A 26486-nucleotide genomic window follows, 5' to 3' on the forward strand; every position below is an offset into this window, starting at 1 on the left:
ACCCGTCGCGGCTCGTGTTGCCTCTCATCCGCCTGCCCGTCCTCCGCAGCAGCTGCGCTGCAGCTGCGGAGGGTGGACCGGCATCTCCCCGCAAACGGGGAAGGCGCTGTCGCCAGCCCGTGCTTACCCAGGAGACGATCCAGTACCAATGACCTATGCCGTGTCCGAAATCCGATCCGCCGGCAGGCCGCGAAAGAAGCGGCTATCCCATGCCGCGATCGAGCCTTGGCTCTATCTTAGCCCGGCGATCGCGCTGCTGGTCGTCGTGCTCCTGGTGCCGCTGGTTATCGGTGTCGGCTACTCGTTCCGCAAATTCTCTGCTTTCAAATCCGAATATGTCGGGCTTGGGCAGTATCAGGCGATGCTGTCGGATCCTGTGCTCGGGCAGGCGCTCGTCAACACGCTATGGTGGACGGCAGCCAGCCTGTTCTTCCAATTTTTCCTTGGACTTGGCCTGGCGCTGCTGCTCGACACGCCGTTCCGGGGCAGAAAGATCGTGCAGGCGGTGGTGTTCCTGCCCTGGGCGGTACCATCCTTCCTCTCGGGCCTGACCTGGGCCTGGCTGTTCAACCCGATCATCGGGCCGCTGCCGCATTGGCTCTACGCCTTGGGGCTGAAAGCCGAGCCGACCAACGTGCTCTCCGATCCCTCGACAGCCATGTGGGGGCCGATCGTCGCCAATGTCTGGTTCGGCATTCCCTTTTTTGCCATCACGCTTTTGGCGGCGTTGAAGTCGATCCCGTCAGAACTGCATGAGGCGGCGGCGATCGACGGCGCCTCGCCGTGGCAGCGCTTCACCAAGGTGACGCTGCCGTTCCTGGCACCAACCATCGTCATTACCGTCATGCTGCGCACGATATGGATCGCCACCTTCGCCGACCTGATCTTCGTCATGACCGAAGGCGGGCCTGCCGGTTCGACCGCTACCGTCCCGGTCTATATCTACGTCAGCGCGTTCAAGTCGCTGGACAAAGGCTATGCCTCCGCGGTGGCGGTGCTGCTGCTTGTGCTGCTCATCGTCTATGCGATTGCACTGATCGGCATCCGTCGCTCGCTGGTGAGGCACGTCTGATGATTGCCGGACGCTCCGTCTCCTCGCGCATTCTCGGCGGCATCGGCCTTTACGGCGGCATCGGTGCCTATATGGCCTTCGCGTTGTTCCCGATCTTCTGGACGTTGAAGATCTCGGTTACGCCGGAGCGGCTGCTCTATTCCGAAGGCATCACTTTTTGGCCGTCGCAAGCGACGCTGCAGAACTTCGTCACCGTGCTCGAAGCCACCGACTTTCCACGCTATTTCCTGAACAGCGTTATCGTTTCGGTGTCGACGGCAGCCTTCGTAACGGTGATTGCCACGCTGGCCGGCTACGCCATGTCGCGATTTTCCTTCCGCGGCAAGGCGACCCTGGCCATCCTGCTTTTGCTCACCCAGACTTTTCCGCTGGTGATGGTCATTCCGCCGATCTACCGCATCATGGGGCAGATCGGCCTTATCAACAGCCTGACCGGCCTCGTCATCATCTACACCGCGTTCAATACGGCCTTTGCGACCTTCCTGATGCAATCTTTCTTCGACGGCATCCCGAGAGACCTGGAAGAGGCAGCCATGATCGACGGCTGCACGCGCCTGCAGGCGATGCGCAAGGTGATCGTGCCGCTGACGCTACCCGGCATGGGCGCGACGCTCGGCTTCGTCTTTACCGCCGCCTGGAGCGAGTTGCTGTTTGCGCTGATGCTGATTTCCAGCGACGACCAGAAGACCTTCGCGGTCGGCCTGCTCACCTATATCGGCAAATTCGCGGTCGACTGGGGACAGATGATGGCTGCTTCCATCCTGGCGCTGATCCCGGTCTGCGTCTTCTTTGCCTTCCTGCAACGCTACCTCGTCACCGGCCTTACCGCCGGCGCCGTCAAGGGATAGATCGATGGCCTCCGTTACACTCGACAAAGTCCGCAAAGACTATGGAGCCGTGCGCGTTCTGCACGCGGTCGATCTCGAAATCGCCGACGGCGAGTTCGTCGTTCTGGTCGGCCCGTCCGGCTGTGGGAAATCGACACTGCTGCGTATGATCGCCGGGCTGGAGGAGGTCTCCGACGGCGAAATCCATATTGGTGAGCGCCTGGTCAACGACATTGCGCCAAAGGACCGCGACATTGCCATGGTGTTCCAGTCCTACGCGCTCTATCCGCACATGGACGTGTCGAAGAACATGGGTTTCAGCCTGATGCTGAGAAAGGCCGGCAAGCCGGCGATCGATGCAAGGGTGGACAGTGCCGCCAAGCGGCTCGGGCTCGATGCGCTTCTGCAGCGCCTGCCTCGGCAATTATCCGGCGGCCAGCGTCAGCGCGTCGCCATGGGACGGGCCATCGTGCGCGATCCGAAGGTCTTTCTCTTCGACGAGCCGCTTTCGAACCTCGACGCCAAGCTGCGCGTTCACATGCGTGCCGAGATCAAGGCGCTGCACCAGCAATTGAAGACCACTTCGGTCTATGTCACCCACGACCAGACCGAAGCGATGACAATGGCCGACCGCATCGTCGTCATGCATGACGGCCTCGTCCAGCAGGTCGGTGTGCCGCTCGATCTGTACGACCGGCCGGTCAACATGTTCGTCGCCGGGTTCATCGGCTCGCCCGGCATGAATTTTCTGCCTGCCGTAGTTGAAAAGGGCGCCAAGCCGGATGCCATCCTGGCCGACGGCCAGAAGCTGAGGCTGCCGGACGGCCTGCCGCTCAGGGATGGCGATACGATCACCGTCGGCTTGCGGCCCGAGCATATCCGGCTCGCCGACAATGGTGCGCTAAAGGGCGAGGTGGGCGTCGTGGAGCCGCTCGGCCTGTCCACCCAGTTCTATGCCAGGCTTGCCGGCCAGCAGGTCTGCGTGTTTGCCATGGGCCGGGCCAGCGTGAAGCCGGGTGAGGCCGTGCGCCTGTCGGCTGATCCGGCATCGCTCCATCTGTTCGATCCGGCAAGCGGCGATCGCATCGGCTAGTCCTGAATTCCCGAAACGAAAAACGCCGCCCGGAAGGCGGCGTTTCAGTACTGCGAGAGAAACCCGATTACTTGATCTTGGTTTCCTTGAATTCGACGTGCTTCTTGGCGACCGGGTCGTATTTGCGGAACGACAGCTTGTCCGTCTTGGTGCGGCTGTTCTTGCTGGTCACGTAGAAGAAACCGGTGTCGGCGGTCGACAGAAGCTTGATCTTGATGTTTGCGGCTTTGGCCATGATATTCGTCCGTTAAATGTTCGTGGAGTTTTGGCCGCTGGAGCACGGGGAAACACCCGGACGCGGGAAACTTGCCGCGACACATAAAGAACGCGCCCGGAAAGTCAACCCTTGTCCAGGTTCTGTGTCGTAAGCAGATGAGTTGTCCGGATTAGGTAGCACATGAGTTGTCCGGGTTTATTGCCAGCCGATGGAGGCTGGGGACGAAGCGGACATTGATGTGCTACCAAAACCCGACAATTTGATTGGGTGCCGACAGCCGCGGGAGGCTCCTGTGTGCCTCCGGCCGTCCTCCGGGTGGCGTCTCAGTTTGAATGCTGGCTATGAGTATCGAGCGATGGACGGCTGATCGATCACCCAAAGCCAGTTCCCGTCACCTTGCCGGCGAGCGATTTCCGCAGTAACGGTGCCGTCGGCAAGGCGCGTGGAAGTGAGCGCCAAATCCCTGTTGATGATAGCCGGACGCTGATCTCCGAGATCAAACTTTCGTCCCGCTGCCACCAACTTGGCGTAAAATCGGCGGATGGCATCTCTGCCGCAGGCCAACTGTCCGTTGCCGGTATTGAGGATGGCACCGGGTTCGTAAAGAGCAGCCATTCCTTCCGCGTCTCCCGCTTGCTCACGAGAAACCAATAGCCGCGCCAGGTCCTGGGGATCGCTTGCCGGTTTGCGGTTTGCTTCATCATTCATCGGCAGGCTTCCTGACAGCCAAAATTCAAACCGAGATACGACCAGGTTCCGGTCACTCCGCCGCGACGGTTTCCGGTTGCAACGCCTTCTTCCAGTCTCCCGTCGTGTTCCACCAGCGGTTCGGGTTGGCGCGGTCGTCGAGACCCTTGGAGCGGCTGGCAAGCAGTGGCTGAATCCGGATCACCGGCTCCTGATAGCTGTGAACCTGGTAAATCGCTTCGACGACGCGAGCGGCGAGCTTCTGGTCATCGGGCAGTTCGAACGACACCTCGACAGTGCCCGACCGCCTGCGCAATTCCGTCTCGGCGCCGGCGGCGGCACCTTCAAGCGGCCGGTAACGTTCGATGCCGTCCGCCGACTGAAAGGCATTGCTGTCATATTTGCCCATTCCGAGCGGCGCGATCGCGACCACCGCTTCCATGATGCGGTCGACATCGGCTGCCGGTGCCTGAAAGGTCACCAGCAGCAGCAATTCCATCCGCAGCGATTTCGTTTCAAAGCCACTATCGATCATCCGAGGTCTCCCTGCTTATGCACTTTGGGGAGCATATACTCGAGCCCTCCTGACATGGTTGTGTCAGGAGTTGGTCAGCAGTGGGAGCGATGTCGGCAGCTGGCCGACTCAGAGGATTTTGCGGAGCAGCCTGGTGCCGACGAGCACGATATAGCAGGCGAAGAACAGGCCGAGCGCCCAACCGAAGCCCGACGGCCCGAAAGCGTCCATGCCGATGCCGATCGCCTGCGGGCCAAGCACCATGCCGACGCCGTAGCAGAGCACGAAGGCGGCGTTGGCGGAGGCCAATTCGTGGCCGGAAAGCTGCGAGCCGAGATGCGCCAGGCCGATTGTGTACATGGCAGCGACCACACCGCCCCAGACGAACAGAAGCGCTGCCATCAAATGCCAGTTCTGCGCGAAGTACGGCATGAAGACCGTGCCGGCAAGCCCGACGGTGGCACAGGCCATCAGCAGATAGCGACGGTCGCTTACGCGGTCGCTGATCATGCCGATCGGGATCTGCAACAGCACGTTGCCAAGCCCGATCATGGTGAGCAAAAGGGCGGCGTCCGCCTCTGAGTAGCCGATGCGGCTACCGTAGACCGGGAACAGTGCAAAGCCGCCGGTCTCGACTGCGCCGAACACCAGCACGGCCGCGGTCGCAGTCGGCACCAGCCAGATGTAACGCAGGAAATTGCTGGTTTCGCCGTCCGAGACGATCGTCGGGCTCTCGTTGCGTGCCGCCAGGACCGGTATGGCAGCGAGCGTAACCAAGGCGATGGTAACGCCGAAGGGCAGGAAGCCACTGCTGCCGAGATGGGCGAACAGCCAAGGCCCGGCGGCAAAGCCGAGAGACAGCACGGTGGCATAGATGCCGAGGACCAGTCCGCGCCGGTGTGGCGGCGCCGAGGTGCTGATCCAGAATTCCGACAGGATGAACAGCACCGTCAGCGCGATATGCAGCAGCACGCGCAGCGGAAACCACATCCAGAAAGCTGGCGCGAAATGGAAACCGACAAAGGCCAGCGCCCCGGCGGCGATCATGGCAAGCATCGTCCAGGCGACCCCGAACCGCATGGCGAGCGGGGTGGCGAGGGGCGCGCCGGCGATAGAGGCGAGGCCGGCGACCGCGGTGTTGAGACCGATCATCGACGCGGAATGGCCACGCGTTTCCAGGATCACGCTGAGCAGCGGCATGCCAAGGCCGATGGCAATGCCGACGACGCTGATCGACGAGATCGCCGCGACCATCGGCAGCCAGTGTACGCGTTCCTTGCCCTGCGGCTGGATGTCGACTGTCATGGAATGCCTGGCTGCTCTAGAGAATTTCGCGGACGAAGCGATTGCGGACAAGCCGGTAGAACGGCACGGGACCGCCGGGGCTCAGCAGCGGATCCCGGGCGAGCCGGGTTTCCAGCTCCTCCAGGACCGTGCGCGTGATGTCTGGAATATCGGCTTGCCGGGCCTTGGCCAGCGGCAGCCAAACGACGTCTTCCAACTCGTCGGTCGGACCGCCATCCGGCAGTTGCACGGCGACATCGTCGCGCCATGCGGCGAGAAAGCGCGTATCGAAGCGGCGCACCCGGTTGGGCGGGGTGATGGCGCGTGCGACGAAGCGCAGCGCTTGCAGTGATGGGATGACGCCGTGTTCGACAAAGCCCTGCCAGTCGCGCCTGCCGGTTGCGAACACGCCTTTTTGACCGATCAGCAGGCCGGCCTCCTCATAGGTTTCGCGGATTGCCGACAAGGCAATGGCGCGGGCGCGAGCCGGGCTGGTGCGACCGATGCCAGCGGTCAAACTCGCTTCTTCCTCGGGATGAAGTGCGGTGGCTATCGAGATGCGGCTGTCGGCCGGATCGGTGCGGCCGCCGGGAAACACGAATTTTCCTGGCATGAAGGCATGACGGGCGTGGCGCCGGCCCATCAGCACCAGGAACTCGTCGCCCTTGCGGTCGAGCAGGATCAGCGTCGCGGCGTCGCGCGGGCGTATAGGCTTGGCATCGAGCGCGATCCGCGCAACCTTGTCGATTTCCGCCTTGGTCATAACGTCCATGCGCTCGACCTAGCGGAATCTTCTCCGATGCGAAAGTGGCGTCCAGCCATGCCGATTTGCGCCAGCCTCGGTTTCAAGCCTCGGGATGCGACTCGATCAGATCTTCTTCACCGCCAAAGCCGTGCATATAAAACGCCCATTGCAGGCCGATGACAGCGCCCTTGACCGGCTGCAGCAGGACGACGGCGAGAATGATGGTCAATGGCACCCAGATGGCGATGTGCTGCCAGGTCGACAGCGTCGAGGTCGCTTCGACACCCATGAAGGCGCCGAGCACGATGTGGCCGACAATGACCACCACAAGATAGGCCGGCAGGTCGTCGGCGCGATGGTGGTGAAGTTCCTCGCCGCAATGATCGCATTTGTCGACGGTCTTGACGAAGGCGCGAAACAGCTTGCCCTCGCCGCAATGCGGGCAGCGGCCGAGCATGCCGCGCTTCATTGCCGTCCATAGCGGCCGGGCGGTCCGGCCCGAGTGATGTTCGCCGCCGAAAATCCGTTCTTCCACCTGCAGTTCTGTTGGCATTACCGTCTCCTGCCGCGCGAGCCTGGACGCGATTGCGACGCCCGGGCGCGGCCTTTGGCCTTGTGGAACGACCGTTTGGAGCCGGGCAGCGGCTTTGGCTCGGTCAGCATCTCGAAACGCATCGCGCCGGCCATCGGCGCCACCTCGATCAGGCGAACCTCGACGCGATCAGCAAGCTGATAGCCCTTGCCGGTGCGTTCTCCGAAAAGCGATCGAGCAGTTTCGTCGTATATATAGTAGTCGCCGCCCAGGGTTGAAACCGGAATGAAGCCATCCGCGCCATACTGCGGCAATTGGACAAACAGGCCCGATTTGGTGACGCCCGAGATGCGGGCGTCGAAACGGTCGTCGATGCGCTCGGCGAGATAGGCGGCGATCAGCCGGTCGACCGTGTCCCGCTCGGCGGCCATCGCGCGCCGCTCGGTCGCCGAAATCAGCGCCGAGACCTCTTCCAGCCGCTCCGCCTCGTCCTGCGTCAGGCCCGCCGGACCAAGGCCGAGTGCGGCAATCAGCCCGCGATGCACGATGAGGTCGGCATATCTGCGGATCGGCGAGGTGAAATGCGCGTAGCGCTTCAGGTTGAGGCCGAAATGGCCGATATTGGCGGGCGAATATTCGGCCTGGCTCTGCGAGCGCAGCACCACTTCGTTGACCAACCCCTCATTGTCGGCGCCGCGCACGCGAGCGAGGATGCCGTTGAACTGGTTCGGCCGCATTTGCGCGCCGCGGGCCAGCGACAGGCCGAGCGTCTGCAGGAATTCACGCAGCGATTCCTGCTTGGCGAGCGAAGGCGCATCGTGGATGCGGTAGACTAGCGCCTGCCGCTTCGCCTCGAGTGTCTCGGCGGCGGCGACATTGGCCTGGATCATGAACTCTTCGATCAGCTTGTGCGCGTCGAGCCGCTCCGGCACGACGACCTTGTCGACGGTGCCGTCCTGCTTGAGCAGGATCTTGCGCTCGGGCAAATCGAGTTCGAGCGGCTGGCGCGTGTCGCGGCCGCGCTTCAGGATCGCGTAGGCGTCCCATAGCGGCTTCAGCACCGTATCGACGATCGGGCCAGTCGTGTCATCCGGTGCGCCGTCGATCGCCGCTTGCGCCTGCTGATAGGCGAGTTTCGCCGCCGACTTCATCATGACGCGATGGAAGGAGTGTCTGAGTTTGTGGCCATCGGCCGAGAAAGTCATACGCACCGCTATCGCCGGACGATCCTGGCCCTCGCGCAGTGAACAGAGGTCGTTCGAGATGCGCTCCGGCAGCATCGGCACGACTCGGTCCGGAAAATAAACCGAATTGCCGCGCTTCAGCGCTTCGCGATCGAGCGCCGTGGCATAGCGCACGTATGCAGCGACATCGGCAATGGCGACGGTGACAACCACGCCGCCGGCGTTCTTCTCGTCGGTGTCGGGCATGGCGAACACCGCGTCGTCATGATCCTTGGCGTCGGCCGGATCGATGGTGAGCAGCGGCAGCTCACGCCAATCCTCGCGACCGGCAAGCGTCGCCGGCTTGACCGCCTCCGCCTCGGCGATGACGTCGGCCGGGAAAATATGCGGAATGTCGTGTGCGTGGATGGCGATCATCGAGACCGCCTTTTCGCTGGTCAGCGACCCCAACACCGCCAGAACCTTGGCTCGCGGCAGCCCGTAGCGCGAGGCCCGCGCCGGCTCGACCTCGACCAGATCGCCGTTCTTGGCGCCGTTCTGGAATTCCTTGTCGACGACCAGCTCCGGCTGGCGCCTTTCCACCGGCTCGATGCGGAACGTGCCGTCCTTCAGCACACGGAAAACGCCGAGAACCGCATCGGTGCGCTTCTCGAATATCTTCATCACCCGGCCGGTATAGGCGGGGCCTGCCGGATCGTCGGTCGGAAAGGTCTTGGCCAGCACGCGGTCGCCGATGCCAGGCGTCGGCCCATTGCCGCCGCGCGACACGCGGATCGCTATGACCGGAGGTTCGCCATTGCCAATCGCTTCGGTCGGGTGCGCCAGCAGCACACCGTGGGCGTCACGGCCGAAGATGTCGAGCACCGCGACGTGGGGCAGGGCGCCGACACGGGCAAGCCGCTTGCGCTCCTTGGTCAGCAGGCCTTCATCCTGCAGGTCGCGCAAGACGTCCTTCAGCCAGATACGGTCTTCGCCGCGCAGCGCAAACGCCTTGGCGATGTCGCGTTTTCCGGCGCGGTCCGGATTTTCGGCGATGTAACGCAGTATCTCGTCGCGTGAAGGCCGGTAATTGTCCCTGACCTTGGCACGGGTATCGGCGGTGCGCAGATCGCCGTGGCTTCTTCCGGAGACTTTGCGCGCCAACCCGTCCTATCCCTTTTTCCTGGCCGCCGGTTTTTTGGCCGCAGCCGATTTCTTCGCAGGCACGGCCGCTTTGCGGAAGGGCTTCCTGGCGCCATTGCCGCCCTTGGCTTCCTTTTCCGCAATGAGCGCCACCGCATCCTCGATCGTCACCGATTGCGGATCCTTGCCCTTCGGCAGCGTCGCATTGACCTTGCCGAAATTCACATAAGGCCCGTATTTGCCGTCGCGCACGACGATCTTGCCGCCGCCGGCAGGATGCTCGCCAAGTTCCTTGAGCGCAGCGGCTGTGCCGCCATTGCGGCCGCCTTTGCCCTTCAATTGCTTCTCGGCGATCACGGAGACGGCGCGATTGAGGCCGATCGAGAACACGTCCTCGATGCTGTCGAGATTGGCGTAGGTGCCGTCATGCAGCACGAACGGCCCGTAGCGCCCCAGCCCGGCCGAAATCATCTTGCCGGATTCCGGATGCTTGCCGACGTCGCGCGGCAGCGACAAAAGGGCGAGCGCCTTTTCGTGATCGATCGAATCGACCGTCCAGCCCTTGGGCAGGCTGGAGCGCTTGGCATCCTTGCCGTCGCCGCGCTGGATATAGGGGCCGAACCGGCCATTGCGCAGCGTGATCTCCTCGGCGGTATAGGGGTCCTTGCCCAGCACTTTGGTGCCGTCTTCGCCACCGCCGTTCTCGCCATTGGCATTGGCGGCGTCGCCGAGCTGGCGGGTGAAGGAGCATTCGGGATAGTTCGAACAGCCGACGAAGGCGCCGAACTTGCCGAGCTTCAGCGACAGGTTGCCGGTGCCGCATTTCGGACAGATGCGCGGGTTCGAACCGTCTTCCCGCGCGGGAAAGACCAGCGGCGCCAGTTCCTCGTTCAATGCATCGAGGACGTCGGTGACGCGCAACTCCTTGATGTCGGCGACGGCGCCGGAAAAATCCTTCCAGAAATCGCGCAGCACGTCCTTCCATGCGAGCTTGCCGTCGGAAATCTCGTCGAGCTTTTCCTCCAGCGAAGCGGTGAAGTCGTACTCGACATAACGCTCGAAGAAGCTTTCGAGGAAGGCTGACAATAGCCGGCCCTTGGCCTGCGGCACCAGCTTGCGCTTGTCGATGGTGACATAGTCACGATCCTCGAGCGTCTTCAGGATCGCCGTATAAGTCGACGGCCGGCCGATGCCCAACTCTTCCAGCTTCTTGATCAGCGAAGCTTCCGAATAACGCGGCGGCGGCTCGGTGGTGTGCTGGGTGGCGTTGATCGCCTCGCGTGTGAGCTGCTCGCCGGGACGGATCTCGGGCAGGCGGCGGCTTTCCTCGTCTTCCGAATCTTCTTCCTTCTGCTCGATGTAAGCGGCAAGGAAGCCGTCGAAGCGAACAACCGAGCCTACAGCGCGAAGCTCGGCGGTGCGCGGGCCGTTGACTGCCTCGATCTCGACCGTGGTGCGCTCTATCTCGGCCGGCTGCATCTGGCTGGCGATGGCGCGTTTCCAGATCATCTCGTAAAGCCGCGCCTGGTCGGCGTCGAGATACTGCCTGACGGAGGCCGGCGTGCGCATGAAATCGGTCGGACGGATCGCTTCGTGCGCCTCCTGGGCATTCTTGGCCTTGGCGGAATAGACGCGCGGCTTTTCAGGCAGGTATTTAGAGCCGAATTCCTTGGCAATCGCATCGCGCGCGGCAGAGATCGCCTCCTGCGCCATCTGCACGCCGTCGGTTCGCATGTAGGTGATCAGGCCGGTGGTCTCACCGCCGATCTCCATGCCCTCATAGAGCCGCTGCGCCACCTGCATGGTGCGGTTGGCCGAAAAGCCGAGACCCGATGAGGCTGCCTGCTGCAGCGTCGAGGTGGTGAAGGGCGGCCCGGGATTGCGCTTGGTCGGCTTGGCTTCGACAGACGCCGCCTTGAAGCTGGCGCCTTCGAGCATCGCTTTGATGTCGTCGGCCTGCGCCTTGTTGGAAATGTCGAGCTTTTGCAGCTTCTTGCGCTCGAAGGCGGTCAGCCGCGCCTCGAAATTTTCCTTGCGCGGCGTACCGAGAATGGCGGCGACCTGCCAGTATTCCTCGCGGATGAAGCGCTCGATCTCGGATTCGCGGTCGCAGACCAGACGCAGCGCCACCGACTGGACGCGGCCGGCGGAGCGGGCGCCGGGCAGCTTGCGCCACAGCACGGGCGACAGCGTGAAGCCGACCAGATAGTCGAGCGCGCGGCGGGCGAGATAGGCATCGACCAGCGGCGCGTCGATCTGGCGCGGATTGGCCATCGCCTCCAGCACCGACGCCTTGGTGATGGCGTTGAAGACGACGCGGCTGACCGGCTTGTCCTTCAACGCGCGCTTTTGCTTCAGCACTTCCAGGACATGCCAGGAGATCGCTTCGCCCTCGCGGTCCGGATCGGTGGCGAGGATCAGCCCGTCGGCGTCCTTGACCGCCTTGGCGATATCGGCGAGACGCTTTCCAGACGCGGTGTCGACGGCCCAGGACATGGCAAAGTCCTCATCCGGACGCACCGAGCCATCCTTGGCCGGCAGATCGCGGACATGGCCGAACGAGGCCAGAACCTTGTAGTTCTTGCCGAGGTATTTGTTGATTGTCTTGGCCTTGGCCGGCGATTCGACGACGACGACGTCCATACGGTCTCATATCAGTTGTGATGCGGCAGAAGAATTCCGCTGCGCGCGACGAAATCTCGTTCAATGTGTCGCTCACATGGCCGCGCTTTTGCATCCGGTCAAGGCCAAGCAGTCAAAATGCGGCCCTGTACCGAATGCGCAACCCAACGGCGCCATGCGATTTTCCGCAATCCTGGCTAAGGGAAATGGCCAGCTTATCGCTGGACAAGCCCGGCAATTGATCCTGGAGAACGGGACAAACTCTCCCGCGGATATAAGAGAAACATCGAGCACGCGCCAGCCCTGCTTGAACAGATGCTGTGAAGCGCGCAGTCGGTAGCCCGGCATTTTGCTCGGACAGTCGCAAGGAAGTACCGTGCTGAAAAGCTGGCCGCCGGGGCGGTTGGGTCGAGTTCCCAGCGACCAACCGTGTTACCGCCTGTTACAGCCGATCAGAAGCTCAAGGCCTAGTCGGCCTTGGCGATGTGCCAGACGCCGCCGACACCCTCGCCGGTCACGTCGCCGGCCTTCTTGTCCTTGATGAACGTGTAGAGCGGCTTACCTTCGTAGGCCCACATCCTGGTGCCGTCGGTGCGGTCGACGATCGTCCACTCGCCCTCGGCCTTGGCGTTGGCGTCAGCCTTCAGCGGCGGCCAATTGGCGGCGCATTTGTCGTAGCAGTTCGACTTGCCCGTCTCGTCCTTGTCGTAGGTGTAGAGCGTCATGCCGCTGGCGTCGGTGTAGATCTTGGTGCCGCCGACTTCCGCTTCCTTCCACGCCTCGGCGGCGAAGGATGCGGCAGTGCCGAGCAAAAGCGCGGCCGTGCCAATTGCGATCGTTTTCATGGACTTCTCCCTGGATCATTCGAAGAGCGCGCGGAACAACGCAGCTTCGTTTGATCAACGCTGCCTGGCTGCCCTTTCTTCCCGGGCGGGCGTCGACTTGCTACCCAATGTGATGGGGCCACGCGATGGTGATTGGCGGACGGCCGTTGTCGCGGCTATATGGCTGCGCAGTCATCGGGAGACGGAAATGGCATTGGACGTCGGCTATGTCAGTGCGATCGGGGCGGGAGCGATTTCGTTCCTGTCACCCTGCGTGCTGCCGCTGGTGCCGCCTTACCTGTGCTATATGGCCGGCGTGTCGGTCGACGATTTCCGCGGCGAGGCCGGCATTACGGCAAAGGCCGGTGCGCGAGGCGCGCTGGTTAATTCCTCCATCGCCTTCGTGCTCGGCTTTTCGACCGTCTTCGTCGCGCTCGGCGCCGGCGCCTCGACCATCGGCCATCTGCTGCGAGTCTGGCAGGAGCCGCTGGCAATGGCGGCCGGCGTGCTGATCATCCTGATGGGGCTGAATTTCCTCGGCGTACTGCGCATCCCTTTGCTTTCACGCGAGGCGCGCTTCCAGTCGCAAGGCAAGCCGGCCAGCCTGGTCGCGGCCTATGTCATGGGCTTGGCCTTCGCCTTTGGCTGGACGCCCTGCATAGGCCCGGTGCTGGGGCCGATCCTGACGCTTGCCGGCGGCCGCGAGACGGTGGGCGAGGGCGCGCTGCTGCTTGCCGCCTATTCGCTCGGCCTCGGTATTCCCTTCCTGGTCGCGGCGCTGTTTTCAGGCGCCTTCATGCGCTTTCTCGGAAAATTCCGCGTCCATCTCGGGCGTGTCGAAAAGGCCATCGGCGCGCTGCTGGTGGTCGCCGGCGTGTTTTTCCTGACCGGCGGCGTGCAGGCGGTGTCATACTGGCTGCTCGAGAATTTTCCGGTGCTCGGGCAATTGGGATAGGTTTGCCGCCCGGCCGAAGCGCGAGGCCGTAGCTGCGGCGCAAGGGCACCGCAGCTAAGTGATCCGTTCAGCCTTCGAAATAGCCCGGCTGGTCGATATCGGCGATGAGCCCGGGTCCGCTCGGCGCCCACCCCAGCAGCGCGCGAGTCCGCTCGCTCGAGGTCGGGACATCCATCGCCGCGAACATCGCGAACCAGCCAAAATGATCGGCGGCTTCTTCCGCGGACTTGGCGACGACCGGCACGTTCAGGCGCCGGCCGATCACGCCGGCGATGTCCTTGAACGGCACGCCTTCTTCGGCGATCGCGTGATATCGCCCGCCATCGGCTCCATGCTCGAGCGCAAGCCGGTAAACGCGGGCGGTATCGAACCGATGCACGGCAGGCCAGCGATTGAGCCCTTCGCCGATATAGGCCGACACGCCCTTCTTGCGAGCGAGGTCGATGAGAATAGGAACAAAAGCGTGGTCGCCCTGGCCATGGACCGACGGAGGAAGGCGCACAACCGACGCGCGCACGCCGCGTGCCGCCAGCGCGGCGGCTATCGCTTCGGAGGCGCGGGGATACGAAGCGGAAGAGGGGACAGGCGCATCTTCCTCGGTCGCGATACGGCCCCGCGCCTGGAGCGCGGTTCCGGAGGTGACGAGCAGGGGCCGCTCGGAGCCTTCGAGTGCACCGCCCAAGGCCTCGATGGCGCGCCGGTCCATCTCGCAATTTTGCGCGAATTTCGAGAAGTCGTGGTTGAAGCCGGTATGGATCACTCCATCAGCTGCCGCTGCGCCCCTGCTGAGGCTTTCGAGGTCTTCGAGGTCACCTCGATGCACCTCGGCTCCGGTGGCTGCAAGCGACTTGGCCGACGCCGCCGAGCGGGCGAGGCCGAGCACCTGATGGCCGGCGCCGATGAGTTCTTGAACGACGGCAGAACCGACGAATCCGGTCGCTCCGGTAACGAAAACACGCATCACGACTTCTCCTTGTTCGTTTCTGACCACGACCATTTTCGCGGCTCAGTTGTGTCGTGATAGGCGCTTGAGAAAATACGATCTATGCGGTAAAGTCCGTATTGTCTTCGCAATCGTCCGGAATGACCTGTGGATCCCCTTTCAGATGTGCTCTCGCTGCTGAAGCCGCGAAACTATATGTCGGCCGGTTTCGATGCTGGTGGTGAATGGTCGATCCAGTTCCCCGACCAGCAGCAAAGCATCAAGACCGGAGCGGTGGTCTCCGGTCGGTGCTGGCTATCTGTGGAGGGCGTTGCTGACGCAGTGCGCCTTGAGACGGGAGACTGCTTCCTGCTGCCGCGTGGACGGCCTTTCCGCCTTGCAAGCGACATGAGCTTGACGCCTGTTGAAGCCGTCAAGATTTTTCCGCCTGCGCGAGCCGGCGGTGTCGTGACCCACAATGGCGGTGGTGATTTCTTTCTGGTCAGCAGCCGCTTCGCGCTTGGCGGCAATCATGCCGGCATCCTGTTGCGGATGCTGCCAGCCATTGTGCATATCCGCAAAGAGTCGGACCAGTCGGCGCTGCGCTGGTCGGTGGAGCGGATGATGCAGGAGCTGCGCAAGCCGCAGCCGGGCGGCTTTCTGATGATCCAGCACCTCGCCCACATGATGCTGGTTCAGGCGCTGCGGCTGCATCTTTCGGAAGGATTGAAAGGTGGCATCGGCTGGCTCTTTGCCCTCGCGGATAAACAGATCGGCGCGGCGATCAGCGCGATGCATGACGATCCGGCGCATGGCTGGACGTTACAGGAACTGGCGGAACGGGCCGGCATGTCGCGATCGACCTTTGCGCTCAGATTCAAGGAGACGGTCGGCGCGTCGCCGATGGACTATTTGACGCGCTGGCGAATGCTGCTGGCCGGCGACCGGCTGACGAATTCCAGCGATCCCGTCGCCGTCATAGCGCTTTCGCTCGGCTACGAATCCGAAAGCGCCTTCAGCACAGCCTTCAAGCGGGTCATGAACTGTTCGCCACGGCAATACGGCCGTGGGCGAGCCTCCAGTTTCGCATCACGCAACGAGGCGGAAGCCGCCTGAGCCGATCGGTCTGAGCGTGTCGCGGGTTGGAGGTTCCACCGTCTCACCGGAATTTAACCGCATTGGTGCAGCATGGCGCCGGTGCTACTAACGCTTCGATTCCAGACCCCTTTCAACGGTTGCTGTCCCCATGAGCCAGAGATCCTGCCTGTCCATCATCCTCGCCGCCGGCGAAGGCACGCGCATGAAGAGTGCAGTGCCGAAAGTGCTGCACACAATCGCCGGCCTGCCGATGGTTGCCCATGTCGTCAAGGCGGCCGAAGCCGCCGGCAGCGGCGAGTTGGCGCTGGTGATCGGCCACGGCGCCGATGAGATGCGCAAGGCCGCACTCAAGTTTGCGCCGAAGGCCGAGGCTTTCGTTCAGGAAAAACGTCTCGGCACCGCGCACGCCGTGCTTGCCGCACGCGCAGCAATATCAAAAGGTTATGACGACATCTTGGTGATGTTTGGCGACACGCCGTTGATCGATCCGGAAGCGCTCGCGGCGGCGCGGCTGAAGCTGGCGGAAGGTGCGGCCGTCGTCGTGGTCGGCTTCCGTACGGAAAATCCTTCGGGCTACGGCCGGCTTATCGAAAAGGCCGGCAGGCTCGTGGCCATCCGCGAGGAGAAGGACTGCTCGGACGAGGAGAAGAAAATCACCTTCTGCAATGGCGGGCTGATGGCGGTCGCCGGCAGGCACGCGCTGAATCTGCTCGATCAAGTCGGCAGCAAGAACGCCAAGGGCGAGTATTATCTCACCGACATCGTCGAGATCGCCGCTGCGCAGGGACTTGATGTCGTAGCCACCGAAGCCAGTTTCGAGAACGCGCTCGGCATCAACAACCGTGCCGAGCTTGCCCAGGCGGAAGGTATCTGGCAGGCGCGCCGGCGGCGCGAGGCGATGCTTTCTGGCGTTACGCTGATCGCGCCCGAAACCGTGTTCTTCTCGCACGACACCGAGATCGGTGCCGACACGATCGTCGAACCCAATGTCTGGTTCGGGCCGGGCGTGAAAATCGCCACGGGGGCCAAGATCCATGCCTTCAGCCATATCGAAGGCGCCACCATCGCGTCGAATTGCGATGTCGGGCCGTTCGCGCGGCTGCGGCCCGGGGCCGATCTGAGAACCAAGGCCAAGGTCGGCAATTTCTGCGAGGTCAAGCAGGCGATCGTCGAGGAGGGCGCCAAGGTCAACCATCTGACCTATATCGGCGATGCCCGCATCGGCGCCGGCGCCAATATCGGCGCCGGCACCATCACCTGCAATTATGACGGCTATTCGAAATTCTTCACCGATATCGGCGAGGGCGCCTTCATAGGCTCGAACTCCTCGCTGGTGGCGCCGGTGTCGATCGGCAAGGGCGGCTACATCGCCTCGGGCAGCGTCATCACCGAAAGCGTACCCGACGATGCGCTGGCCTTCGGCCGCGCCCGCCAGCGGACTCTAGCCGGCAAGGGCAAGGAGTTGCGAGAGCGTTTTTCTCAGGCCGCGGCGGCCCGCAAAAAAGGGTAGACTAGCGGAACTCGGCGACAAGCTGGATTTCGCCAACGATTGCATTGTTGAACGTCGACAGGTCTTCGGCCGGGATCCAGTATTCCAGATGCGCCCGGCTGCCGGCATGCTGGACGCTGTAACGGTCCAGAAAGCTGCGACGCACCTCGAAACGCGTCACGAAACCTGATCCGCTCGCGGGCACATTCCAGTCTCGGGCGATCTGGGTGGCATAGGCCTCGCTGGTGACCGGATAGAAGATCGGCTGATCGGCAAGTCGAGGAGGAAAGGCGCGCATCCCTGCCCTCTGGATCAACTCCAGTTCGCGGGGGCCAACCGGACGCCAAAGCGTCACCGTGTCAATTCGTTCGTTCATAGCCGCATCATGTCTTTGACTGATTTCTGGAGCCGTTGAGCCGAGATAGGATACATAAGCGGAGAAACTGAGCAATTGCAGTAACCGGATTGCAAGTGCGCCCTGTCATGGTGCATCTGTGCAGGATAGTCCGGCTGATACCGGACGAAATGGAATGTGATTTTTCGCGACAGCCCGGCAGTCTCTAAATAGCGCCGGGTTTGAGGTCGGAATCGGGGGCAAGCGCCATGTGCGGTATCGTTGGAATTGTGGGTAACTCGCCGGTCGCGCCGCTTATCGTCGATGCGCTGAAAAGGCTCGAATATCGCGGCTATGACTCGGCCGGCGTCGCCACGATCGAGCATGGCAGGCTTGACCGCCGCCGCGCCGAGGGCAAGCTGGTCAATCTCGAGCGCCGGCTGAAGGACGAACCGCTCGACGGCATGATCGGCATCGGCCACACGCGCTGGGCCACACATGGCGTTCCAAACGAGAGCAATGCGCATCCGCATTTTTCCGACGGCGTCGCCATCGTCCATAACGGCATCATCGAGAATTTCGCCGAATTGCGCGACGAGCTGATGCGCGACGGCTACAGCTTCGCCTCGCAGACCGATACCGAAGTCGTCGCTCATCTGGTGGCGCGCGAACTGGCCAAGGGGCTGAAGCCGGTTGAGGCGGCGCACAAGGCGCTGAAGCGGCTGGAAGGCGCCTTTGCGCTCGCCATCATGTTCAAGGGCGACGAGGATCTGATCGTCGGCGCGCGCAATGGCCCGCCGCTCGCGGTCGGTCATGGCGACGGCCAGATGTTCCTTGGCTCCGACGCCATTGCGCTTGCCCCTTTCACCAATTCGATCACCTATCTGGAAGACGGCGACTGGGCGGTGGTGCGCCGCAACGAGGTCGATATTTTCGACATGGGCGGCAACAAGGTCGACCGCAAACGCCAACAGTCGCTCAGCACGAGCTTCATGGTCGACAAAGGCAACCGCCGCCATTTCATGGAAAAGGAAATCCATGAGCAGCCGGAAGTGATCTCGCACACGCTGGCGCATTATGTTGATTTCGTCAGCGGCGTCTCGAAGCCGCTCGACCTGCCGTTCGATTTCGCCAAGATCGACCGGCTGGCGATCTCGGCCTGCGGCACCGCCTATCTCGCCGGGCTGATCAGCAAATACTGGTTCGAGCGCTATGCGCGGCTGCCGGTCGACATCGATGTCGCTTCGGAGTTCCGCTATCGCGAGATGCCGCTGTCGAAGAACGATGCCGCTTTCTTCATCTCGCAATCGGGTGAGACCGCCGACACGCTGGCGTCGCTGCGCTACTGCCGCAAGGCCGGCATGAAGATCGGCGCGGTCGTCAATGTGCGCGAATCGACCATGGCGCGCGAATCCGACGTCATCCTGCCGACGTTGGCCGGCCCGGAGATCGGCGTCGCTTCGACCAAGGCGTTCACCTGCCAGCTTTCCGTGCTGGCCTCGCTGGCGGTGCGGGCGGGCGTGGCGCGCGGAACGATTTCGCAGGAGCAGGAGAAAACGCTGATACGCGAGCTGTCGGAAGCGCCGCGTTATGCGAACCAGGTGCTAAAGCTCGACGGGCAGATCGAAAAGGTCGCGCGCGACCTCTCGCACTACAAGAATGTGCTTTATCTCGGCCGTGACACCAATTTTCCGCTGGCCATGGAAGGTGCGCTGAAGCTCAAGGAGATCTCCTACATCCATGCCGAAGGCTATGCTGCCGGCGAGTTGAAACACGGCCCGATCGCGCTGATCGACGAGAACATGCCCGTCATCGTCATCGCGCCGCATGACCGCATCTTCGAAAAGACCGTGTCGAACATGCAGGAGGTCGCGGCACGCGGCGGCAAGATCATCCTGATCACCGACAGCAAGGGCGCTGCACACGCTACGGTGAAGACGATGGAGACGATCGTTTTGCCGGACGTGCCGGAAATCATCTCGCCGATCATCTACGCGCTGCCGATCCAGATGCTCGCCTATTTCACCGCCGTGTTCATGGGCACGGATGTCGACCAGCCGCGCAATCTGGCGAAATCGGTAACGGTGGAATAGGTCTCGTTTAAAAACTTCGCCATTCCAAAGCGCCTTGGGGTTCAGTAGTGTCGCGCTGCAAACACACGCTGCGGTGAACCATGTCGGATGCTCTCAAGACCTCAGGCATGACCCGGCTGAGAAACTATTTCCTGACCGGCTTCGTCGTTTGCGCGCCGCTGGCGATTACCGCCTACATTGCCTGGTCGCTGATCGGCTGGGTCGATTCCTGGGTGAAACCCTACATTCCGGTACGCTACAATCCGGACACCTACCTGCCGTTTCCAGTGCCGGGTTTTGGGCTGATCGTTGCCTTGATCCTCATCACCTTCATCGGCTTTATGACCGCCAATATCGTTGGCCGCGCCATCGTCAATTTCGGCGAGCGCCTGCTTGGCCGCATGCCGCTGGTGCGCGGCATCTACCGTTCGCTGAAGCAGATTTTCGAGACCGTGCTGTCGAACAAGGGCGACATGTTCCGCCAGGTCGGGTTGGTCGAATATCCGCGCAAAGGGGTCTGGTCGCTGGTCTTCGTCGCCAGCGAGAAGGAAACCGAGATCAACCAGAAGCTCGACCGGGAAGGCGATCCGCTGATTGCCGTATTCATGCCATGTACGCCCAACCCGACGACGGGCTTTCTGATGTATGTGCCGAAATCCGACATTGTGCTGCTCGACATGACAATCGAGGACGGAGCCAAGCTGATCGTGTCGGCCGGCTTGGTGGCGCCGGCGGTCAAAATGGTGACGGTGAACGGCGAGCAGATCCACGGCGCGCTTGCCAATCCTCCGCTCGACACGATGCCTCAGCCGGCACGCAGGAGCCGCACGGCCTCGTCGCGGCCGAACAGATAGAGCAACAGGCGCAGCGCCGTGCCGCGATCGGACTGCAATTCCGGATCGCGCGACAGGATCAGCCGCGCATCGTCGCGAGCGGCCTCGAGCAGGTCGGCATGCGCCTCGATGCGCGCCACCTGGAAGCCCGGCGTGCCGGACTGGCGGGTGCCGAGCAACTCGCCTTCGCCGCGCAGCTTCAGATCCTCTTCGGCGATACGGAAGCCGTCCTCGGTCTCGCGCATTACCGACAAACGGCGTTTTGCCGTCTCGCCGAGCGGATCCTTGTAGAGCAGCACGCACGATGAAGGCTTGTCGCCACGCCCGACCCGGCCGCGCAATTGGTGCAACTGGGTAAGGCCAAAACGCTCGGCATGCTCGATAACCATGATTGTCGCATCAGGCACATCGACGCCGACCTCTATCACTGTGGTGGCGATCAGGATACGGGTGTCACCCTGCTTGAAGGCGCGCATCGCCTCGTCCTTGTCGGCGCCTTTCATGCGACCATGCACCAGGCCGACGCGGTCGCCGAACAGCGGCTTCAGCGAGGCAAAACGGTCCTCGGCCGACATCAGCTTGATCTCCTCGGATTCCTCGACCAGCGGACAGATCCAGTAGATTTTCTGGCCATCGGCGACGGCGTCGAGCATGCGTCCGATCAGTTCGTCGAGCCGTTCAAGCGGCAAGGTGACGGTGCGGATCGGCTGGCGGCCGGCCGGCTTTTCCGTCAGCTTCGACACATCCATGTCGCCGAATGCAGTCAGCACCAGCGTCCGCGGTATCGGCGTTGCTGTCATCACCAGCATGTCGGGCGCATCGCCCTTGGCGGTAATGGCAAGGCGCTGATGGACGCCGAAACGGTGCTGCTCGTCGACGACGGCGAACACGAGGTCACGGAACGTCACCGTTTCCTGGAACAGCGCATGGGTGCCGACGACGATGTCGATGTCACCATTGGCCAGCCCGGTCAGCGTGTCGGCACGCTCGCGGCCCTTTTCGCGACCTGTGAGGACAGCGACACGCAGGCCGGCCCGTTCCGCCAACGGCGCAATCGTTGCCAGATGCTGGCGCGCCAGGATTTCGGTCGGCGCCATCAATGCCGCCTGGCCGCCGGCCTCGACGGCACGCGCCATGGCAAGCAACGCGACCACCGTCTTGCCGGAGCCGACATCGCCCTGCAAAAGGCGCAGCATGCGTTCGGGGTCACCGAGATCGGCGTTGATTTCGGCAAGCGCCATTTCCTGCGACATGGTCAGCGAATAGGGGAGTGCCACGCGCAGTTGTTCGACTATGCGGCCGTCGCCGACGAGTGGCCGGCCAGATAATCGGCGGACCTTGGCCCGCACCAGCGCCAGCGATACCTGGCCGGCCAAGAACTCGTCATAGGCAAGGCGCCGCCACGCTGCGCCGTCGACAGAGATGTCGATCGGGTCGGCAGGATTGTGGATGCGGTTGAGCGCATCGCTAAAAGCAGGAAAGGCATGGCGGCGCTGGAACTCACCGTCCTGCCATTCGGGCAGCACCGGCAGGCGGGCCAGCGCCTGGCCGATGGCCCGGCGCAGCACCTTGCCCGAGAGCCCGGCGGTCAGCGGATAGACCGGCTCGACCAGCGGCAGGTTTTCCGCGTCGCCGGCAAGTGCGATATGGTCGGGGTGAACCATGGTCGGGCGGCCGTTGAACCATTCCATGCGGCCGGAGACGACGACATGCTCGCCTGCGGGCATTGCTTTTTCGAGATAGGCGGCATGGGCATGGAAGAAGGTCAGCGCGATCTCGCCGGTGTCGTCATGGGCGTAGACCCGGTACGGGACCGACCTGTTGCCGCGTGGCGGCGGCTGGTGGCGGTCGATGCGGACGTCGAGCGTAACGATGGCGCCTTCCGCCGAGCCGGCGATGCCAGGCCGGTTGCGGCGGTCGATGACAGTATGCGGCAGCACGAACAAGAGATCCCCGGCGCGCGCGGCCCGGTCGCCGAGGTCGGCTGCCACGACTTTTTCGATCAGGGCGCCAACTTTTGGCCCGACCCCGGCAAGCGAGGTGATCGGGACAAACAGCGGATCGAGGAGGGAGGGACGCATGATGTCAGCTTATGTTGCGGCGACTGTAGCGCAAGGCTGACACCGCCTCCTATCCACGCTATATGCGCCGCCTGGGCAAGGATGTTGCAAGATGACCGGAACGAAACGATCAAGCGAGGGGCTCGATGCCCGCCGCCGCAAGCTTCTGTTTCGTTCGTGGCACCGCGGCATGCGCGAGATGGACCTTATACTCGGCAGCTTCGCCGACGCCGAGATCGGCGCCTTGACCGGCGACGAAATCGACCAATATGAGAGGCTCCTCGACATTCCCGACACCGAATTCCTGCCTCTCGTCACTGGCGAACGCCCGGTTCCGGCGGATATCGACTGTGCCGTCCTGCAAAAAATCCTGGCTTCGCGCCGGGAGATGACCTTCTGAACAACGTGTAGCCATGAGCCTTATCCCTACGATCGGTCTGCCGAAAGGCCGCGCCGGCCAGTTCATCGTCGATGGCGTCGCCGACGGCTACGAAGCCTTTGCGCTGGTGCAGGCTGCGCACGAGATCGCCCCTGACAAGCCGGTGCTGTTCGTGGCACGCGACGGCCAGCGTCTGCCGGCGATCGTCGAGGCGCTTGCCTTTGCGGCGCCGGGCCTGCCGGTGCTGGAACTGCCGGCCTGGGACTGCCTGCCTTACGACCGCGTCTCGCCCGGCGCCGACGCCGCCGCAAGGCGGCTCGATGCACTGGCCGCAATGATTGCGCTGGCGAAGAAGCCGCACCGAGCCGTCGTCCTCACCACCGCGAATGCGCTGTTGCAACGCATTCCGCCGGCTGAACTCGTCGAGGCGCAGACCTTCCACGCCAAACCCGGCAACCAGATAGACATGAACGTGCTGGTGTCGCGGCTGGAGAATTCCGGCTTCGAGCGAGTGCCGACGGTGCGCGGCATCGGCGAATTTGCGGTGCGCGGCGGCATTCTCGATCTCTTCGCGCCCGGCTGGACGGAGGCACTGCGCCTCGATTTCTTCGGCGATACGCTGGAATCGATCCGCGTCTTCGACACCGCAACCCAGCGCACCATCGGCCAACGCAAATCGATGGCGCTGCAGGCGATGAGCGAGGTGGCGCTGACGCCGGAAACCATCAGCCGCTTCCGCCGCGCCTACATCGAAGCCTTTGGCGCGCCCTCCCGCGACGATGGGCTCTATGCGGCGGTCAGCGAGGGCAGGCGGTTTGCCGGCATGGAGCACTGGCTGCCGTTCTTCTATGAGCGGCTGGAAACCGTCTTCGACTACCTGCCCGATGCGCCTGTGGTTTTCGACCATCTGGCGCATGAGGCACTGGCCGAGCGCCACACTCTAATCCTCGACCACTACGAAGCGCGCAAGAAGCAGGCCGACGGCGCCTTGAAGGACGCGGTGCCCTACAAGCCGGTGCCGCCGGATCTGCTCTATCTGTCGCCCGAGAACCTGATTGCCTCGCTTGGCCCGCGCGAGGCGATAGATTTCACGGCCTTCGACGCGCCCGATGCCGGCGCGAAAAAGGTGTTCCATGCCGGCTCGCGCCACGGCCGCAGCTTCGTCGAGGAACGCGCCGATCCTAACGCCAACGTTTTCGACGTCGTCGTAAAACACATTTCCGACGAGCGCGCTGGACGCCGCCGCGTCATCGTCGCCGGCTGGACCGAGGGTTCGCTCGACCGGCTTGGTCAGATCCTTGCCGAGCATCATCTTGGCAATCTGAAGCCGGTGGCGACGCTTGCCGAAGCCGAAAAGCTTGAGCCAGGGGAGGCGGCGCTGGCCGTGCTGCCGCTCGAATCCGGCTTCGAGACCGAGAAACTGGTCGTCGTCGCCGAGCAGGACATTCTCGGCGACCGGCTGATCCGGCGCTCGAAGCGCAAGAAGCGTGCGTCCGACTTCATCGCCGAGGCTTCGGCCTTGTCGTCAGGCGATATCGTCGTCCATGCCGACCATGGCATTGGCCGTTTCATCGGGTTGCGTACCATCGAGGCGGTTGGTGCGCCTCACGATTGCCTCGAGATCCACTATGCCGGCGACGATCGGCTATTCTTGCCGGTGGAAAACATCGAGCTGCTGTCGCGCTATGGCTCGGATTCGGCCGAGGCGACGCTCGACAAGCTTGGCGGTGGCGCCTGGCAATCGCGCAAGGCGCGGCTGAAGAAACGCCTGCTCGACATGGCCGGGCAGCTGATCCGCATTGCCGCCGAGCGGCAAATGCGGGCAGCACCGGCGCTGGTGCCGGCGGAAGGCCTCTATGGCGAGTTTGCAGCGCGTTTTCCTTATGAGGAGACCGATGACCAGCAGACCGCGATCGATTCAGTCGTGGATGATCTAGGCGCCGGAAAGCCGATGGACCGGCTGATCTGCGGTGACGTCGGCTTCGGCAAGACCGAAGTTGCACTTCGCGCCGCCTTCATTGGGGCGATGGAAGGCTTTCAGGTGGCCATAGTAGTGCCGACGACATTGTTGTCGCGCCAGCATTTCAAGACTTTCTCGCAGCGCTTCTCCGGCCTGCCGATCCGCGTCGCCCAGGCCTCGCGGCTGGTCGGCGCCAAGGAATTGGCGGAGACCAAGAAGGGCATCGCCCTAGGCCAGATCGACATCGTCGTCGGCACGCATGCACTGCTCGGCTCCTCGATCTCGTTCAAGAATCTTGGTCTGCTGATCATCGACGAGGAGCAGCATTTCGGCGTCAAGCACAAGGAGCGGCTGAAGGATCTGAAGACCGACGTCCACGTTCTGACTTTGTCGGCGACGCCGATCCCACGCACGCTGCAGCTTGCCTTGACCGGCGTGCGCGAGTTGTCGCTGATCGCTACGCCGCCGGTCGACCGCCTGGCGGTGCGCACCTTCATCTCGCCCTTCGATCCGCTGGTCATCCGCGAGACGCTGCTCAGAGAACGCTACCGCGGCGGCCATTCCTTCTACGTCGTACCGCGCATCAGCGATCTCGCGGAAATCCATGATTTCCTGCGCGAATCCGTGCCTGAGCTGAAAGTGGCCGTGGCCCACGGCCAGATGCCGCCCGGCGAACTCGACGACATCATGAACGCCTTCTATGACGGCCAGTACGATGTGCTTTTGTCGACCACAATCGTCGAATCCGGCCTCGATATACCGACCGCCAACACGCTGATCGTGCACCGCGCCGATATGTTCGGACTGTCGCAGCTCTATCAGCTGCGTGGCCGCGTCGGGCGTTCGAAGGTGCGCGCCTATGCGCTGTTCACGCTGCCGGCCAACCGCAAGCTCACCGATACGGCCGAGCGTCGGCTGAAAGTGCTGCAGTCGCTCGACACGCTCGGCGCCGGTTTCCAGCTGGCCAGCCACGACCTCGATATCCGCGGCGCCGGCAATCTGCTTGGCGAAGAGCAGTCGGGCCACATTAAGGAGGTCGGCTTCGAGCTCTACCAGCAGATGCTGGAGGAGGCGGTGGCCGAAGTGAAGGATTCCGGCGAGGTGCAGGACGGCGGCTGGTCGCCGCAGATCGCCGTCGGCACGGCGGTGATGATCCCGGAAAGCTACGTCCCGGATCTGCAGCTCAGGCTGGCGCTCTATCGCCGTCTTGGCGATCTCGAAAATACGGAAGAGATCGATGCTTTCGGCGCCGAGCTGATCGACCGGTTCGGGCCGCTGCCGGAAGAGGTAAAGCATCTGTTGAAGATCGTCTTCATCAAGGCGCTTTGCCGCAAGGCCAACGTGGAGAAGCTCGACGCCGGGCCGAAAGGCGTCGTCATCCATTTCCGCAAGCGGGAATTCCCCAATCCGGTCGGGCTGGTCAAGCTCATCGGCGAACAGGGCTCGCTGGCCAAGATCCGACCCGACCAGAGCGTCGTCTTCAGCCGCGACTGGGCGACGCCCGAGAAGCGGCTGGCTGGCTCAGCGGTTGTCATGACGCAGCTGGCGCGGCTGGTGGAGAAGGCGGCGTAGCAGCGCGTCGCTGGTGCTCTGGGCACAGCCGCACCGGCACTTTCGCAGTGCCGTGCTCATTCGCCACGCGACCACTTCCGGTCTAGAAT

22 protein-coding genes are annotated in these 26486 nt (G+C 63.0%); 10 read left to right on the forward strand and 12 right to left on the reverse strand.

The window, feature by feature from the left end:
• The first annotated feature begins 148 nt into the window (after window positions 1-148).
• The 3 genes from NKJ20_RS03270 to NKJ20_RS03280 are packed head-to-tail and all read left to right on the forward strand — an operon-like array spanning window position 149 to window position 2992.
• Window positions 149-1072, forward strand: coding sequence for a carbohydrate ABC transporter permease (locus tag NKJ20_RS03270; protein WP_023679983.1), 924 nt, complete (start codon window positions 149-151; stop codon window positions 1070-1072).
• The gene (locus tag NKJ20_RS03275; RefSeq protein WP_352684119.1) at window positions 1072-1920 is read left to right on the forward strand and encodes a carbohydrate ABC transporter permease; all 849 of its coding nucleotides are present in this window, start codon (window positions 1072-1074) and stop codon (window positions 1918-1920) included. The genes NKJ20_RS03270 and NKJ20_RS03275 overlap by 1 nt, the downstream gene beginning before the upstream one ends.
• Window positions 1921-1924: 4 nt before the next feature.
• A complete protein-coding gene (locus NKJ20_RS03280; RefSeq protein ID WP_352742555.1) occupies window positions 1925-2992 on the forward strand; it encodes an ABC transporter ATP-binding protein in 1068 nt (355 codons plus the stop codon).
• Window positions 2993-3059: 67 nt separating this feature from the next.
• On the opposite strand, the gene rpmG is transcribed toward NKJ20_RS03280, so the two are convergent.
• From rpmG to NKJ20_RS03325, 9 genes are all read right to left on the reverse strand, one after another.
• Entirely contained in the window at window positions 3060-3227 is a 168-nt protein-coding gene (gene rpmG, locus NKJ20_RS03285) for a 50S ribosomal protein L33 (protein WP_006201775.1), read from the reverse strand.
• 321 nt (window positions 3228-3548) lie between these two features.
• Window positions 3549-3917, reverse strand: coding sequence for a YybH family protein (locus tag NKJ20_RS03290; protein WP_352742557.1), 369 nt, complete (start codon window positions 3915-3917; stop codon window positions 3549-3551).
• 52 nt (window positions 3918-3969) lie between these two features.
• Entirely contained in the window at window positions 3970-4431 is a 462-nt protein-coding gene (locus NKJ20_RS03295; RefSeq protein WP_352619858.1) for a YqfO family protein, read from the reverse strand.
• 108 nt (window positions 4432-4539) lie between these two features.
• Window positions 4540-5715, reverse strand: coding sequence for an MFS transporter (locus NKJ20_RS03300; RefSeq protein WP_352742559.1), 1176 nt, complete (start codon window positions 5713-5715; stop codon window positions 4540-4542).
• 16 nt (window positions 5716-5731) lie between these two features.
• Window positions 5732-6466 carry an NUDIX hydrolase gene (locus NKJ20_RS03305; RefSeq protein WP_352742561.1) on the reverse strand — a complete coding sequence of 245 codons (735 nt, stop codon included), beginning with the start codon at window positions 6464-6466 and terminating at the stop codon, window positions 5732-5734.
• 73 nt (window positions 6467-6539) lie between these two features.
• Window positions 6540-6992, reverse strand: coding sequence for a DUF983 domain-containing protein (locus NKJ20_RS03310; RefSeq protein ID WP_023679976.1), 453 nt, complete (start codon window positions 6990-6992; stop codon window positions 6540-6542).
• A complete protein-coding gene (gene rnr, locus NKJ20_RS03315; RefSeq protein WP_502902794.1) occupies window positions 6992-9298 on the reverse strand; it encodes a ribonuclease R in 2307 nt (768 codons plus the stop codon). Before rnr ends, NKJ20_RS03310 begins: the two co-directional genes overlap by 1 nt.
• 6 nt (window positions 9299-9304) lie before the next feature.
• Window positions 9305-11920 (reverse strand): type I DNA topoisomerase, encoded by a 2616-nt coding sequence (gene topA, locus NKJ20_RS03320; protein WP_352742563.1) that lies wholly within the window; start codon window positions 11918-11920, stop codon window positions 9305-9307.
• Window positions 11921-12366: 446 nt separating this feature from the next.
• On the reverse strand, window positions 12367-12744 hold the full coding sequence (locus tag NKJ20_RS03325; RefSeq protein ID WP_352742565.1) for a COG4315 family predicted lipoprotein: 378 nt from the start codon (window positions 12742-12744) through the stop codon (window positions 12367-12369).
• Window positions 12745-12931: 187 nt separating this feature from the next.
• On the opposite strand from NKJ20_RS03325, the gene NKJ20_RS03330 reads away from it, so the two are divergent.
• Entirely contained in the window at window positions 12932-13678 is a 747-nt protein-coding gene (locus NKJ20_RS03330) for a cytochrome c biogenesis CcdA family protein (protein ID WP_352742567.1), read from the forward strand.
• A 67-nt stretch (window positions 13679-13745) separates the two neighbouring features.
• Here NKJ20_RS03330 and NKJ20_RS03335 read toward each other — a convergent pair whose 3' ends face one another.
• Window positions 13746-14639, reverse strand: a complete 894-nt coding sequence (locus tag NKJ20_RS03335; protein WP_352742569.1) for an SDR family oxidoreductase — start codon at window positions 14637-14639, stop codon at window positions 13746-13748.
• Window positions 14640-14768: 129 nt separating this feature from the next.
• On the opposite strand from NKJ20_RS03335, the gene NKJ20_RS03340 reads away from it, so the two are divergent.
• On the forward strand, window positions 14769-15716 hold the full coding sequence (locus NKJ20_RS03340; RefSeq protein WP_352742570.1) for an AraC family transcriptional regulator: 948 nt from the start codon (window positions 14769-14771) through the stop codon (window positions 15714-15716).
• A gap of 130 nt (window positions 15717-15846) precedes the next feature.
• The gene (gene glmU / locus NKJ20_RS03345; RefSeq protein WP_352742572.1) at window positions 15847-17208 is read left to right on the forward strand and encodes a bifunctional UDP-N-acetylglucosamine diphosphorylase/glucosamine-1-phosphate N-acetyltransferase GlmU; all 1362 of its coding nucleotides are present in this window, start codon (window positions 15847-15849) and stop codon (window positions 17206-17208) included.
• Between the two features lies 1 nt (window position 17209).
• On the opposite strand, the gene NKJ20_RS03350 is transcribed toward glmU, so the two are convergent.
• Window positions 17210-17563, reverse strand: coding sequence for an ADP-ribosylation/crystallin J1 (locus NKJ20_RS03350; RefSeq protein WP_352742573.1), 354 nt, complete (start codon window positions 17561-17563; stop codon window positions 17210-17212).
• Window positions 17564-17790: 227 nt separating this feature from the next.
• On the opposite strand from NKJ20_RS03350, the gene glmS reads away from it, so the two are divergent.
• On the forward strand, window positions 17791-19614 hold the full coding sequence (gene glmS, locus NKJ20_RS03355; RefSeq protein ID WP_352455656.1) for a glutamine--fructose-6-phosphate transaminase (isomerizing): 1824 nt from the start codon (window positions 17791-17793) through the stop codon (window positions 19612-19614).
• Window positions 19615-19694: 80 nt separating this feature from the next.
• Window positions 19695-20447 (forward strand): DUF502 domain-containing protein, encoded by a 753-nt coding sequence (locus tag NKJ20_RS03360; protein WP_023680026.1) that lies wholly within the window; start codon window positions 19695-19697, stop codon window positions 20445-20447.
• Here the strand turns inward: NKJ20_RS03360 and recG are convergent.
• Window positions 20399-22507, reverse strand: coding sequence for an ATP-dependent DNA helicase RecG (recG, locus tag NKJ20_RS03365; protein WP_352742575.1), 2109 nt, complete (start codon window positions 22505-22507; stop codon window positions 20399-20401). The two genes, NKJ20_RS03360 and recG, sit on opposite strands and share 49 nt — an antisense overlap.
• A gap of 91 nt (window positions 22508-22598) precedes the next feature.
• On the opposite strand from recG, the gene NKJ20_RS03370 reads away from it, so the two are divergent.
• Window positions 22599-22886 carry an FAD assembly factor SdhE gene (locus NKJ20_RS03370; RefSeq protein WP_023680023.1) on the forward strand — a complete coding sequence of 96 codons (288 nt, stop codon included), beginning with the start codon at window positions 22599-22601 and terminating at the stop codon, window positions 22884-22886.
• A gap of 13 nt (window positions 22887-22899) precedes the next feature.
• Window positions 22900-26397, forward strand: a complete 3498-nt coding sequence (gene mfd, locus NKJ20_RS03375; protein ID WP_352742577.1) for a transcription-repair coupling factor — start codon at window positions 22900-22902, stop codon at window positions 26395-26397.
• The last annotated feature ends 89 nt before the right edge of the window (window positions 26398-26486 follow it).

The sequence above is a fragment of the Mesorhizobium sp. M0185 genome (assembly GCF_040322175.1).
Lineage (GTDB): Bacteria > Pseudomonadota > Alphaproteobacteria > Rhizobiales > Rhizobiaceae > Mesorhizobium.